Genomic DNA, 13405 nt, shown 5'->3' on the forward strand with positions numbered 1-13405 from the left:
TTGAATAAATGTTGAACTTTTTATTGCAATTTATCATTAGAAAAAAGAGCGGAAATATTTTGTGAATAAATCAAAATTAATCAATTTCAAAAAGCTTAATAAAGCGGAAACCGGGTTTTTGAAAACACTTTAAATAAGAAATTTGGCGGACATTCAATTTTGAGTGACCTCAATAAGTACCTGTCTTAATTGCCTAACAATATGGTATAATATGACTATAAAAAAATCTAATATAAGGAGTGGCAACATGGGATTCCCACATTTACATCAAGCTGTCTATAGCATTACTCAATCTGTATTAGACCAAATAAAAGTTAATAATATAGAACAATTCAAACAATACTATAATGAATATGGAAGCTTTGATTTGCCAAGTTTTATAAATTTTGATAGGCATGTTTTTGAAAGCTCGGCAAATCTTAATGAATTCGCATTAAATATAACTAGAGATTCTAGAGCTAGTATTGGTAAGGCCATGCTTTCATACAGAACAATTACAAAGGGTACGTCAAAAGGGAATAGTCAATATAAGGGTTCAATATTTCATACAGGGCACCTACTTCCGTATATGCTAGTTGGAAATTTACCAGAAAAGGAGTTTAATTCACGAAAAACAAATCTTGAAAATGTTGTACCTCTAACACCGTGGGCAAACGGTAGAGGTTTTAAATTAAATACAAGCTACGGCAATTCTCAACGTGTTTATGAGCAACTAATCAAAGATAGTATTACTAAAGCTTTAGAATTATCTGAAACCGATTTTAGGGTTTTTTATCAAGTTGAGGCAATCTATGATAATGCTTTAGAAAATGTACCACGAGGTATACTTCTTCAAGCAATATCAAATAATAAAAGTCACTTAAGGGATTTACATGTATTTGTTCCTAATGTGAAATACGGAAGAAATAATAGTATTGATTATTCAGATTGGAAATTAAATCAAGAATTACTGATATCTATGTAAATTGACTCCTCAGAAAGGAAAAATACTAAATTGCCATACAAATTTCTACTTTTCGACCTTGACCATACGTTGCTGGATTTTGATACGGCAGAAGACATCGCCTTGACTCATTTTTTAGAGGAGCAGGGCGTGACGGAGATTCAAACCTACAAAGATTATTATATTCCCATGAACAAGGCGCTTTGGCGGGAACTGGAGCAGGGGGAAATTACCAAGCCGGAGCTGGTCAACACTCGCTTTTCTCGTCTTTTTGCACATTTTGGCATTGAGAAGGATGGCGCCGAGTTAGCCTTCCTTTATCAGCAGCATATTGCTCAGCAAGGACAAACATATGCTGGTGCTAGCGAGCTTTTGGACGGTCTGACAGCAGCTGATTATGAGATTTACGGAGCGACCAATGGCATCACGGCTATTCAGACCGGCCGCATGGCTCATTCCGACATTTCACCCTATTTTAACCATATTTTCATCTCGGAAAAGATGGGGACTCAGAAGCCCGAAGCTTTGTTTTATGAAAAAATAGCAGAGCAGATACCAGATTTTGACCTGTCCCAGACTTTGATGATTGGAGACTCTTTGACTGCAGATATTGCTGGCGCTAATAATGCCGGCCTGGACTCTCTCTGGTACAATCCCATGCATCTAGAAAATAAAAGTTTTTTTCAGCCGACCTATACCGCTTATTCTTATGACGATATTATCAGACTATTAGTTCCATACGGAGACTGCAAATGAAAAAAATCCTTGCTTTATTTTCTATTCTTGCCAGTTTGTTGCTACTGACAGCCTGTTATGCTAAGAAAGAAGAAGTCGACGAGAGCATACGAACGACGAAGGCCCTTTTTAAAATGCTCCCTTTTCAGCCCGTCAAGATTAGTTCTGATGGCAGTTATCATTATGAGGGTGGCGGGGCGACAATTGATTTGTATTTCACCGAGGAAGATATCCAAAAGTACCCTATTCTAAAATACCACCCAGATCGAAAGGGCAGTAAAATCGAATTTTATGAGATATTTTACGGAGAGAGAACAGCAGATCAGCTACTGGATTGTTTGGTAGACCAAGAAATAACTAGCTTAATTGATGAGATTAAGGGCGAGATGGAACATGACATGACAGCTGAATACCAGCAAAAATCAGAATTTGACAGAGCTCAATTTCAGACTATAAGCGTTTCGTCCTCTAAAAAGGTTGATGATTCAGAAAGTCTAAATAAATATCTCATGCTATATAGTAAGTTTTTAGTCGAATTCAGGAACAATCCAGAAAATCATGATAAGCTAAAAGAGATTGTCCAAAAAATGGATCAAGCTGGTCTTTTAAAATGGTCTTTCGAATTTCATTCAGACCAAGTACTGGATGAGAAAAATATATCAGAAGACGAGGTAAAAAGCAGGTCCTATAATAGTCGTAGTGGAGACACAGAGTATTATGCACCGGAGACCATTAATAAGTATATGGATTTAGGTGCTTTTCCTAAAGACGCTTCAGTCAAATTGTTTTTTAAAAAATATGAAAACCTTTCTGAACAAATAGTTTTAAACAACCAAAAAGACTAATCTAAAAAATTTTTAACTCTGTCAAGAAAAAAACTTGACAGCTGTTTTTAATCTGCTATAATAGAACATGTGCTTAATAGCTCTGCTATTTCACCAAAAGAAAAAATAAAGAAAAGAGACCTTAATAATGGCAGTAAAAATCCGTTTGACTCGTATGGGTTCTAAGAAAAAACCTTTCTACCGTATCAATGTTGCAGACTCACGTTCACCTCGTGACGGACGTTTCATCGAAACGGTTGGTACTTACAACCCACTTGTAGCTGAAAACCAAGTGACTTTGAAAGAAGACCGTATCCTTGAGTGGTTGGGTAATGGTGCACAACCTTCTGATACTGTACGCAACATCCTTTCAAAAGAAGGCGTATTGAAGAAATTCCACGATTCAAAATACTCTAAATAATAGAAGTGTAGGTTGACATATGGACACGATTGAAAATCTAATTATTGCGATAGTGAAACCTTTGATTTCACAGCCAGATGCCTTAACTATCAAGATTGAGGATACACCTGAATTTTTAGAATATCACCTGGATCTTGATCAGAGTGATGTTGGACGTGTAATCGGTCGTAAAGGTCGTACTATCTCCGCTATAAGGACGATTGTTTACTCTGTCCCAACCGAGTACAAAAAGGTTCGCATCGTCATTGATGAGAAATAAGAAGCAGCGGGGCTATGTGTCCCGCTTTTTCTATGGCCCTTAATGAAACAAGCCTTTAGGCGTAGTTGAATTTAGGGCCATTGATGCAGTTCGAGCTATGCGAGAACTACGTTCCTTAATTTCCTTGCAGAAACAAGTTATTAGGCTCAGTTGAATTTAGGACCATTGATGCAGTTCGAGCTTCGTGAGAACTAGTACTTCATTTAAGATAAAAACGAAATGCAGGGGCGAGTTTAGAGAAATTCGAAACTGGAGGACATATGAAGTCAGAAGATTATGCTTGGAACACTCATGAGCGTAAGTGTTATGAGAATGATCAAGTGATTTTACCGAGCCCTTATAAGCTAAAAATTCTGGATGATAGTGAGAAGAGATTGGAATTGGAGCTTGTTTTGGAGGAACTTCCTCAGGGGCAACTGGCTCGATGGGCTATGAAAATGGCGTCAAGCTTTATAGCTCTGATAGATGCGGAAGATGAGTCTGAAAAGCAGAAGATTTTGACTCAGGTAAGAGCGATTTTTTGGGCTCGACTTGATGATAGGGCATCTGCCTATGAACTAAGGCAGGCTGGTTTCTTGGCTAACAAACTGTCGCAGCAAGCCCAATCACAAATCGGTAAATATGCTGCGCGTGTCTTTGCCCAAGCAGTCGCAACAGGCCACATGCGGGGCCATGCTATCGTCGCAGCGGATTATGCCATCAAAGTCAGAAACTTGCAGAGTCCAGATGATTTGCAGCGGGCTGTCAAGGAAAGAGAAGGGCAGATAAGGCTAGCCTCTGCGTTTATTAGATCAGGAAAGGAAACTTTATGAAGCATTTATTTTCACGCTTGTCACCAGCGCAAAAGATTATCTTGTCTTTTCTTCTGGTGATATTCTGTGGCTCCTTGCTACTCAGTCTGCCTTGGGTGCAGACGGAAAGTTCCCAAGCGGGCTATCTGGATCATCTTTTTACAGCTGTCTCGATGGTCTGTGTGACAGGACTTTTTACTCGATCGGTTGTGGATACATACAATGTCTGGGGGCAGCTCCTTTGCATGTTACTGATTCAGATTGGTGGCTTGGGAATCCTGACTTTTATCGGATTTTTCACCATGGAAAGTCGGAAAAAGCTCAGCCTCAAGGATCGAAGTATTCTGCGGGATAGTTTTAGTTATGGTCATAATCGTACCTTAGGTCAATTTGTCCGTTCGATTTTTATCACGACTTTTACTATCGAAGGACTGGGTGCGCTCCTTCTCATGATTCGCTTCATTCCCAAGTTTGGTCTGAGAAAAGGGATTTTTAATTCTATCTTTTTAGCAGTTTCTGCATTTTGTAATGCGGGCTTTGATAATTTTGGCAATGATAGCCTACTAGGCTTGCAGACAGATGTTTTGGTCAATATCACCTTGGCTCTCCTCATCATCACTGGAGGCCTTGGCTTTATGGTCTGGTTTGACTTGGCGACTAAATTGGGAGGAAAACAGAAGGGACTGCACTTTCATACTAAGGTAGTCTTGCTGCTGACTGCTGGTCTCCTTGTTTTTGGGACGGTCACGAGTCTCTGGACGGAGTACAATAATCCTGGAACGATTGGCAATCTTTCCTTTGGCGATAAGCTACTGGTCAGCTTTTTTCAGACAGTCAGTATGAGGACAGCTGGCTTTGCTTCCATTGATTATACAGCTGCTCGTCCAGTAACCCTGTTTATCTATCTGCTCCAGATGTTTCTGGGAGGGGCTCCGGGTGGTACAGCGGGCGGTCTGAAAATTACGACCTTCCTAGTTCTTTTGCTTTTTGCTCGAAAGGAAATCCTGGGCTTGCCTCATACCAATATGGGGCGGAGAACACTGGCTCCTCAGCTAGTGCAGAAGGCTTTTGGTGTGACAGTGATTTTTCAGCTGACATTTCTACTTGGTCTTTTGGCTCTTGGGCTAGTGACTGATAGCAGTCATCGCTTTATTTACCTGATATTTGAGACTGTGTCAGCACTGGCTACAGTTGGTGTCACGGCCAATATCACTACCAGCCTCAATACAGCTGGTATGATTGTGATTATGCTGCTGATGTTTATTGGACGGGTAGGGCCGCTGACTCTTATGGTCAGTCTTAACCATTATCAACCGAAGAAGGCGGCTACCTTGCATTACAGCAAGGCGGACATTATGATTGGATAGGAGAAAAGAAATGGCAAATCAAACAGTTGGAATCCTCGGCTTGGGGATTTTTGGACAGAGTATCATTGAGGCCTTGATTTCTCAAGATGTAGAAATCATTGCGATTGATAATCACGAAGAGACAATCAATCAGTATGAAGACATGATTGCCGTTGGTGTGATCGGGGACATTACTGATATGGAGCTTTTAGAGGCGGCAGATGTTGGGTCCTGTGATACGGTCATCGTAGCGACGGGAGAAAGTCTGGAATCCAGCGTCCTAGCGGTCATGCACTGCAAGGCATTGGGCGTTAAAAATGTCATTGCCAAGGTCAAAGATGAAGTAACTCAGCAGGTGCTGGAAAAGGTGGGAGCTGATCTGGTTATTCTGCCTGAAGTGGAGGCTGGTATTTCATTGGCCAAGACCATTCTCTTTAACCATTCGATTGAGGTCTTCCAGTTGGATGATGATGTAGTGGTGGCTGAGTTTGAGTTGCCTGCTAGCTGGGTCGGGAAAACGGTCCGTGAAGTAGATGCTCGCAGGCTTTATCATCTTAATATTATCGGCTACCGTCTGAAAAAAAATCAGCCTTTGGAAAGCCATTTTACCCCAGACTTTGTCTGGCCAGCAGGCGTCAGCATTATGGCTGTGACTGATAACCAGCATTTGGATAATTTACGTGAAATAGTGAGTAGCAGCTAGGATAATTCCTCCTTGCTGGGGGCCAACCGATTCTATCTAGGCATTCGGCACCTTTCTATTATATGAAGAAAAAATCGATACATAGGAGCTCTTTCAGGGCTCTTTTTTGAAACCAGTTGCAAAATTTATTATACTATCACTAGAAAAGGAGTGATTTTATGAGCTTAACCAGCCAGATCATTACAGCAGATTTTCCAGATTTGGATAAGGTAGAAGCCTTGAATAATGAAGCTTTCCCAGAGGAGGAAAGGATACCGCTCAGTGAATTTTTACGATATGAGGAACAGGAGGATGCTAATTTTTTCGCCTTTTATCATGAAAAGGAATTTGTTGGTTTTGCCTTTGCCATCTCCAACGCGCAAGCCTTTTATGTTAGTTTCTTTGCTATTATGCCCCACTTGCGCAGCCATGGCTATGGCGGTGAAATCATCGAAAAGCTGGTCAATTTCTATCAGCGAACCATGCTTTTAGAAATCGAGCGCCTATATGAGCCGTGTGATAATCTTGAACAGCGTCAGGCTCGCTGGGAATTTTATAAAAGCAAGGGTTTCCGCTCGTCGAATGCATTTCTGGAATATGAGGATCTTAGCTTTGAAATTCTTTATTGAGGGGATTCTTTTGACGAATAATCTTTTTCGATACAAAGTCCTTGCCAGCCTTCCTCGCACTCATCCCAGTAGAAAAAGCGCTCCAGATTTTTAGGTCTGCCAAATAGTCTAGCTATGATTTTGGCTATTACAGGAATGCCCGTATTTTCCAGTAGCTCAATATAGGGGCCTTGACTAAAGTATATTAAGGCATTGTTGGTTTTTTTCCTTCTGCCGTATTCGACGACAAAACCCTTTGCTTCCCATTCCTTGACCGCTTGCCGTAAGTCTTTTACCTTGTAAATCAGATGGCCGCTTCTTATCATAGTAGTCCCTCCTTTTCGTATTCTGCCTTTACCTTAACATAGATTTTTAGGAAAAACAAGCCTTGAGATTAGCCTTCATTCACAGTGCAAGCAACTGCCTCTTGTAACACGGATCTTGGTTGAATATGAAAAATTTTTGATATATAATTTTTGGTATAGGGGTATCCTTATTCTGCTAGTAAAATAGCTATCCCTCAGATAGTAGTGTGTGCACAGATAATATTGTTAAGAATTGATTAGAAACATTATGAAAGAAAGAATGATCAAAACGAAAGTAGGACAGCTATTTGTGTCCTATCAACCTGCGGAAAAGATTGCTGTATTTTTAAGCGGTGCAGGGAGTCTGCCGACCTATGAAAATTTTTTGCCAGTTATTCGGAAGTTACCTAAGAATTAGGGCTATTTAACAATAGATTACCCTAATGCTGGCCAAAGCCCACTGGAAAAACAAGAAAATTTTGTTTTGGACGATTTAGTTCAATCTATTATAGAGGTTTTATCACATTTTAAAGTCCTCCAGTATGCTATTTGCGCGCACAGTATTAGCGGCCTTGTAGCTGTTAAAATTACTGAGTTAGAGCCGCTTTGTCAGGGACTAATCTTGATTGAGCCGACCACTTATTCTGTTCTATACGGAGAATTAGCGCAGAATCCTTATCCCGAATTTTTATCCTTACAGGAGAAAGTTCAGACGCTCGGTGGAGGATATGAATATCTGAAAAAAATAGGACAAGAGAGTTTTCCAGTAGCTGATTTTAAAATCTTATGGGCTAAGGCAGAAAAGAGTTCAGATAGATTAAAATCTGTACAAGAAGGATTTCAACATTACTGCAGTATTGCAAAAAGCGATTTTCAAAACATAGATATTTCTTTTCAATTCCCGATTTTTATCCTGAGTCAGGCCTATCGAGAACAAGAATATAAAGATTCCGAATTTGCTTCACAAAAAACTCAGATTATTTTAGGAGGCAATAATCACTATTTACATTGGAGTCAGTCAGAAAAGATAGCTGAGCTTCTTTTAGAAATGTGATTGAGAAGAGAAAGTCCAAAGTAATATAAAACATTCCTTGTTAATGAGCGATATTATCCTGTATTGTTTTGTAATAGATTTGCAATGATATTATAATAAAAATGCTACAGACAAAGGCTAGTATGTATAATAAAGGAGAAAAAAATGACTAAAATTAAAAGTAATATATCAGATGCTCAGAACTATGCAACAAAAATCAAACAAGGGAGTTCCAATTTATTAGGAATCGGACAGGCTCAACAGGATGATAAAACGACCGTTTCGGGGAATTCAAATGCTCATGAGGCTATGAAGGCATCCCAAGATGCCAGACAAGGTATTTCTAATGCTCTCTCTGAAATGGTGACGAATATCCATAGTGTTGCTGGAGAATTTGAAGCAGTGGATCAGCAGATAGCTGAATCTGTAAATGGCTAGATAAAATACTCTGACTATTCTGGAAATCAAGGAGGACAGACTGCTCATGGAAGAAGAAAATAAAGAGAAACCAGTTAAGTTTGTATATGATCCTGATATGACTCTGGCAGAACGATTGCAAGCGCAACGAGAACAGATGCAGAATCTGCGGGAGCAGGAAGAGTTGAAGCGAATGCTGGCTAACCAAGATAAGGTCATGTATAAGATAAGTCGGCACTTCCAGGAAGAGCAAAAAGTCAAGGAAAAGATTAAATCTCCAGAGGTGCGGATTGAAGACCTTCGCTACAAAGAATCAGAATTATTGGAAAAGGAATATCAGATAGACGGTGATTTAAAAAAAGTAACAGAATACTATGAATCTGTGGAGTCTGACGCACATAAAATGCATGCTTTATTAGATGAACTAGCCTATCGCTACAGTCCTCAAAACGGCTTTGAGCATATGCGTGATGAATTTTTGCAGAACTGGCAGAGTTTTCGAGCAAACTTTGAAGAAGATAGCGAAGTATTGAAAAAGCAAAAAAGAAAGGTCTCTGAAGAATATGATAAGGCCTACCACGAGCGTATTCGGATAGTAAACAGTTTAGAAGATAAGAGGAACTACCAATGAGTATAGACATGTATTTGGAAGATTCGCAGTCCCAAGCGGCCAGTACCCAGAAGATGATGCAAGAGGAAATTAAAGCTTACGAAGAACTGGAAAGAAGTTTGGTAGATTTTGAAGCCAGCACAGAATCGCTAAAGGGAAAAGCCTATGATTCAGCACGAAGTTATTCTGAACGGGTTCTTCGTCCTTTGGCACATGGCGGAAAGCTACTGTCGGAAGCAGTGGGTAAGACAGTTAAACAGTTTCCAGAATCATATATTGCGCAGGTTGCTAATGAAAGCCTAAAGGAGTCTGACATAGAAGCTAATATTCAAGGATTAACCAATATTATCACTATTCAGGAAACTAGCATATTTGGAGTAAAAGCAGTTGGACTATCGGAGTTAGTGAAGAATCAGCAGAAAATGATTGATACGTTGACTGATGCAAGACAAGTACTTCAAGAGAAACTAGATAAACTTAGAGAATTCAATAATTCATCGCCTCAAATTTTCTCAGAGATTGAAAATCTGAAAAATATGATTACTACAGGGCTCAACCATTTGAATAATGCATGGGATGCAAAGAAAGGAGTTTATGTCTTGCCAGCTAATCTGGATTGGGCAACACAAATAATGAATTATACTCCACCTTCAAATTTGCAAGACTCACAATCTAGGGATAAAGACTTTATAAATAATCTTATCGAACAATACGGTTATGATGAAGATACTGCTAAAAAAATATTGAAACTTAAAGAGGGAATCGATAAAAAATATCCTAGAATGTCTCAGAAGAAAAAAGATTATCTGCTCAATCGTTCTTTAGGAGCTCCGGTATATGATGGTTATAAATGGGATCAGACAGCTGGTGATCTAGATGGGGACTCAGCTCAAGAGTTTTATATAAGAATGGGCTTGACTGATGCTGAATCCAAAAGTTTATATTATGAAATAGAAAAGCAGCATTTTTTTCTAACTTTACTACAGGTACAATAGTAGATCCTGCTGCAGAAGGAGATGCAAAATACACTAATCGTTTAAAATTGTATAAGGAAACTCACAATATTTCAGGTATGTCTGATTCTGAAATAAAAGCAGCTTTTTTAAATGATTGGAAGGAGCAAAATAAACGCTATGCTAATAAAACAGATTTTGCTCATCAGTTCATCACGACTGCAACTCACCTCAACCTTTCCTTGCCACCAGGCTATATGATGCTAATGTTTGGAGGAAGAAAGGGAATTGAAGCAGTTTCGGGCTGGCGTGGTGATGCTACAACGGATGCAGAAACAAAACCATCTATGGGGAATGATGATTTTAGAGCAGATTTAGATGCTGTAAATATCACGAGCATCATGAATGAAAAGAAACTTTCTTTTTTGGAAGCTTCTAACTATTATTACCGACAGTTAGAAGATAAAACAGATTCCAAAACGGATAAGATGACACGTTCAGAATTCTTTCTTAAATATACTGATATTAATGATGTAAAAAAAGAGATTTTCAAGATGGTTCCTAAAAAGTTTTACGAAGGTGCCAAAGATACGTATACTGAGCCAACTGAGGAAGAAAAACGTGCCTATATCAAAAAACATTATCCTGATTCTTATAATTTCCTTAGAAGTTTGGAGGAACGAGATAATCAATTGGGAACTTATGCGGAAAGGGAATGATTATTATGAAAAAGGTTCTAATTTTTATATTAGCGCTTGCCTTGCTTTTGATAATTGGTTTTCTAACCTTCTACAATCAACAGGGCAGTCAGTCTAGCAGTATTTTTGATGAAATTTACAAGGATGAAATCCAATATGCAGGTGCTGGAGATAAGAGTCAGATGAAGCTCTTGAAAATAAAAGGAGCTGACCTTGTTACGGAAAAGGACAGTTCGGATTTTCAGGCAGGCACAGTGATGGTAGTATTCCAATCAAAGGATTTCCCAGAAAACAGCAATCTTAATATCATAGCAAATAAAAATCAGATGCTTATTTTTGATTATGAGGAGAAATGGGATGAGAATGTTCAGTTATCCTTGACTGCCAGTTATGATGCAAAGGCCAAGACTCTCACACAAAAAGCTAAACTCCTAGACTATGACAGCAAAGATGTTATCGTTCCTAGAGATAAGTTTGAAAGCTATGGTTTGACTCAAGCTAAGATTGAAGAAAAATTCGCCTTATTTGAGAACGTTTTCCTTAAAGAATGGAAAAATGTTTCAAGCGGCCGCTTTTCTCTCAGTAATAAGGGCAATGTGAAGGTTGTAAAAAAATGGAATTAAGAGAGCCATAGCTGTGATAATATGAATTACCTTTCTAACAAAGAGGTAGTGGAAGAAATTCTTCAATAGTCAAAACGCATAAAATTAATGCTTCTGTGAACATTGATTTTATGCGTTTTTTATGTAAACTATTATCATATTTGACTTTGAAATTGCTACTCTTTGAAATAAGTAAACCTTTCGTCGAGCTTGCCGTTTATTTTTTAATGACTTCGTTTGTTTTAGCTGGTAATTTTAATAATAAGATGAGTCTAGCCAAGAATCTCAGCAATAGCATCTCGAATTTCCTGAACGGTTGCGGATTTGCTATGGTCACTGGTATCAAACTCGATATATTGGCCATCATCATCAACAGTTCCCCCGACAGGCCCTTCGGATCCATCGACTGATGTTCCAATGGCAGGGGGGATGCTTGTATCTGCATAGTCTATATCAATAACGATGATGCGCGTATTGGCCTCTAAATCATCTATCATTGGAAGAGACGATGCGGAGGTCATGTTCTGACTAGCATAGTATTCTAGGAAAGCCTTGATGGTTAGGTTATCAATTTGAGCAATTTTTTCGTCAAGGGCTGAGATATTTCTAGTTTCTTTCGTTTCATTTTCCATTGCTTGGCCTTTTTTGACCTGTGTCAAAGCAGTCAAACTGGCGGCTGTGGTAGCTAGAATAGCAGTAGAGAGAAGGAGTTTGCTTAACTTTTTTCCCATAGGTATCACCAACTTCTTTCTAGTTTTGCGTAAACACACTTGGGTGTTTACGGTGTTGAGGTTCTATATGTATAATTATACGTTAAATAGCAACATTAATCAAATAAATATAGGCAAGAGAATTCCCCCTTATCTCTCTTGTACATTCCCCTATATCATGATAAAATACTAGGCAGAGTATAATATGTTGGAGTCGAGATGAATTATTTTAATGTTGGAAAAATTGTCAATACGCAAGGTTTGCAAGGTGAGATGCGGGTTTTGTCAGTGACGGATTTTGCAGAAGAGCGTTTTAAAAAAGGTAATACCCTTGCCCTGTTTGACAAGAAGGATCAGTTTGTCATGGATGTGGAGATTGCCAGCCATCGCAAGGTTAAGAACTTTGATATTATCAAGTTTAAGAACATGTACCATATCAATGACATTGAGAAATTTCGTGATTTCACTCTGAAAGTCCGAGAGGAAGATTTGACTGACTTGGAAGATGGGGAATTTTACTACTATGAAATCATCGGTCTTGAAGTCTATGAAAATGACGTTCTTCTTGGTAGGATTAAGGAAATTCTGCAGCCAGGAGCCAATGATGTCTGGGTGGTCAAGCGTAAGGGCAAGCGAGACTTGCTACTGCCTTATATTCCGCCAGTGGTGCTGGGGATTGACATTGAGCAAGGTCGGGTTGATGTAGAGATACCGGAAGGACTGGACGATGAAAATTGATATTTTGACTCTCTTTCCGGAGATGTTTGCACCCTTGGAGCACTCTATCGTCGGTAAAGCGCGGGAAAAAGGCCTCTTAGAAATTAACTACCACAATTTCCGAGAAAAAGCTGAAAAATCCCGGCATGTAGACGACGAGCCATACGGCGGAGGCCAGGGTATGCTGCTACGGGCTCAACCTATTTTTGATGCCTATGATGCCATTGAAAAGCAGCAGCCGCGCGTGATTTTGCTGGATCCTGCTGGTCGGACTTTTGACCAAGCCTATGCTGAGGAACTGTCTAAGGAAGAGGAACTCATTTTCATTTGTGGCCATTACGAAGGCTATGATGAGCGGATTAAGACTTTAGTGACAGATGAGATCTCGCTTGGGGACTATGTCCTTACTGGAGGAGAATTGGCGGCTATGACCATGATTGATGCTACCGTTCGCCTGATTCCAGAGGTTATTGGCAAGGAAGCCAGTCATGCTGATGATAGTTTTTCATCTGGACTCTTGGAATATCCTCAGTACACTCGCCCCTATGATTATCGCGGCATGGTCGTTCCTGAAGTCCTCATGAGTGGCCATCATGAAAATATCCGTAAGTGGCGTCTCTATGAAAGTCTGAAAAAGACCTACCTAAGACGTCCTGACTTGCTGGAACACTATGAAATGACGGCCGAAGAAGAAGCAATGTTAGAAGAAATTCGACAAGCTCAATCTGACTGACAAGCAAGGTTAACTCTT

Annotated in this window: 17 protein-coding genes and 2 pseudogenes; 17 read left to right on the forward strand and 2 right to left on the reverse strand. The window is 39.5% G+C overall.

Going from position 1 to position 13405, the window contains the following annotated elements; translation table 11 throughout:
* The first annotated feature begins 247 nt into the window (after positions 1-247).
* The 9 genes and pseudogenes from O3621_RS02195 to O3621_RS02235 all read left to right on the forward strand — a co-directional run.
* Positions 248-964 carry a DNA/RNA non-specific endonuclease gene (locus O3621_RS02195; protein WP_314450461.1) on the forward strand — a complete coding sequence of 239 codons (717 nt, stop codon included), beginning with the start codon at positions 248-250 and terminating at the stop codon, positions 962-964.
* A gap of 30 nt (positions 965-994) precedes the next feature.
* On the forward strand, positions 995-1699 hold the full coding sequence (locus O3621_RS02200) for a YjjG family noncanonical pyrimidine nucleotidase (protein WP_314450459.1): 705 nt from the start codon (positions 995-997) through the stop codon (positions 1697-1699).
* Positions 1696-2523, forward strand: coding sequence for a hypothetical protein (locus O3621_RS02205; RefSeq protein ID WP_314450457.1), 828 nt, complete (start codon positions 1696-1698; stop codon positions 2521-2523). Before O3621_RS02200 ends, O3621_RS02205 begins: the two co-directional genes overlap by 4 nt.
* A gap of 127 nt (positions 2524-2650) precedes the next feature.
* Complete coding sequence (gene rpsP / locus O3621_RS02210) at positions 2651-2923, forward strand: 30S ribosomal protein S16 (protein WP_002895310.1); 273 nt, start codon at positions 2651-2653, stop codon at positions 2921-2923.
* A gap of 19 nt (positions 2924-2942) precedes the next feature.
* Positions 2943-3182: an RNA-binding protein KphA gene (gene kphA, locus O3621_RS02215; RefSeq protein WP_002895313.1), complete on the forward strand. Its 240-nt coding sequence runs from the start codon at positions 2943-2945 to the stop codon at positions 3180-3182.
* Positions 3183-3442: 260 nt separating this feature from the next.
* Positions 3443-3994 carry a putative immunity protein gene (locus O3621_RS02220; protein WP_314450454.1) on the forward strand — a complete coding sequence of 184 codons (552 nt, stop codon included), beginning with the start codon at positions 3443-3445 and terminating at the stop codon, positions 3992-3994.
* A complete protein-coding gene (locus O3621_RS02225; RefSeq protein ID WP_125378504.1) occupies positions 3991-5340 on the forward strand; it encodes a TrkH family potassium uptake protein in 1350 nt (449 codons plus the stop codon). Before O3621_RS02220 ends, O3621_RS02225 begins: the two co-directional genes overlap by 4 nt.
* A 10-nt stretch (positions 5341-5350) precedes the next feature.
* Positions 5351-6022, forward strand: coding sequence for a TrkA family potassium uptake protein (locus O3621_RS02230; protein ID WP_125378503.1), 672 nt, complete (start codon positions 5351-5353; stop codon positions 6020-6022).
* Positions 6023-6180: 158 nt separating this feature from the next.
* Positions 6181-6627, forward strand: a pseudogene (locus O3621_RS02235) (GNAT family N-acetyltransferase); the annotation flags it as partial.
* Here O3621_RS02235 and O3621_RS02240 read toward each other — a convergent pair.
* Positions 6624-6935 (reverse strand): VOC family protein, encoded by a 312-nt coding sequence (locus O3621_RS02240; protein WP_314450279.1) that lies wholly within the window; start codon positions 6933-6935, stop codon positions 6624-6626. The pseudogene O3621_RS02235 and the gene O3621_RS02240 sit on opposite strands and share 4 nt — an antisense overlap.
* Positions 6936-7182: 247 nt before the next feature.
* Here O3621_RS02240 and O3621_RS02245 point away from each other — a divergent pair.
* The 6 genes and pseudogenes from O3621_RS02245 to O3621_RS02270 all read left to right on the forward strand — a co-directional run bounded on the left by O3621_RS02245 (position 7183) and on the right by O3621_RS02270 (position 11248).
* Positions 7183-7968 (forward strand): annotated as a pseudogene (locus tag O3621_RS02245) (alpha/beta fold hydrolase).
* Positions 7969-8112: 144 nt separating this feature from the next.
* Positions 8113-8385 carry a TIGR04197 family type VII secretion effector gene (locus O3621_RS02250; RefSeq protein ID WP_314450277.1) on the forward strand — a complete coding sequence of 91 codons (273 nt, stop codon included), beginning with the start codon at positions 8113-8115 and terminating at the stop codon, positions 8383-8385.
* Between the two features lie 46 nt (positions 8386-8431).
* Positions 8432-8995: a DUF3958 family protein gene (locus O3621_RS02255; protein ID WP_314450276.1), complete on the forward strand. Its 564-nt coding sequence runs from the start codon at positions 8432-8434 to the stop codon at positions 8993-8995.
* Complete coding sequence (locus tag O3621_RS02260) at positions 8992-9969, forward strand: T7SS effector LXG polymorphic toxin (RefSeq protein WP_371513513.1); 978 nt, start codon at positions 8992-8994, stop codon at positions 9967-9969. The genes O3621_RS02255 and O3621_RS02260 overlap by 4 nt, the downstream gene beginning before the upstream one ends.
* Before the next feature lie 77 nt (positions 9970-10046).
* Complete coding sequence (locus tag O3621_RS02265; RefSeq protein ID WP_371513514.1) at positions 10047-10646, forward strand: hypothetical protein; 600 nt, start codon at positions 10047-10049, stop codon at positions 10644-10646.
* A gap of 5 nt (positions 10647-10651) precedes the next feature.
* The gene (locus O3621_RS02270) at positions 10652-11248 is read left to right on the forward strand and encodes a TipC family immunity protein (protein ID WP_314450272.1); all 597 of its coding nucleotides are present in this window, start codon (positions 10652-10654) and stop codon (positions 11246-11248) included.
* Between the two features lie 251 nt (positions 11249-11499).
* On the opposite strand, the gene O3621_RS02275 is transcribed toward O3621_RS02270, so the two are convergent.
* The gene (locus tag O3621_RS02275; protein WP_125352624.1) at positions 11500-11958 is read right to left on the reverse strand and encodes a hypothetical protein; all 459 of its coding nucleotides are present in this window, start codon (positions 11956-11958) and stop codon (positions 11500-11502) included.
* Positions 11959-12156: 198 nt separating this feature from the next.
* Between O3621_RS02275 and rimM the strand changes: the two genes are divergently transcribed.
* Both rimM and trmD read left to right on the forward strand, forming a co-directional pair.
* Positions 12157-12675, forward strand: coding sequence for a ribosome maturation factor RimM (gene rimM, locus O3621_RS02280; protein WP_314450269.1), 519 nt, complete (start codon positions 12157-12159; stop codon positions 12673-12675).
* Positions 12665-13387 (forward strand): tRNA (guanosine(37)-N1)-methyltransferase TrmD, encoded by a 723-nt coding sequence (gene trmD / locus O3621_RS02285; protein ID WP_125337200.1) that lies wholly within the window; start codon positions 12665-12667, stop codon positions 13385-13387. The genes rimM and trmD overlap by 11 nt, the downstream gene beginning before the upstream one ends.
* Positions 13388-13405: the final 18 nt, after the last annotated feature.

Source organism: Streptococcus sp. 20925_1_22 (assembly GCF_041431685.1).
In the GTDB taxonomy this organism is placed as follows: Bacteria; Bacillota; Bacilli; order Lactobacillales; family Streptococcaceae; genus Streptococcus.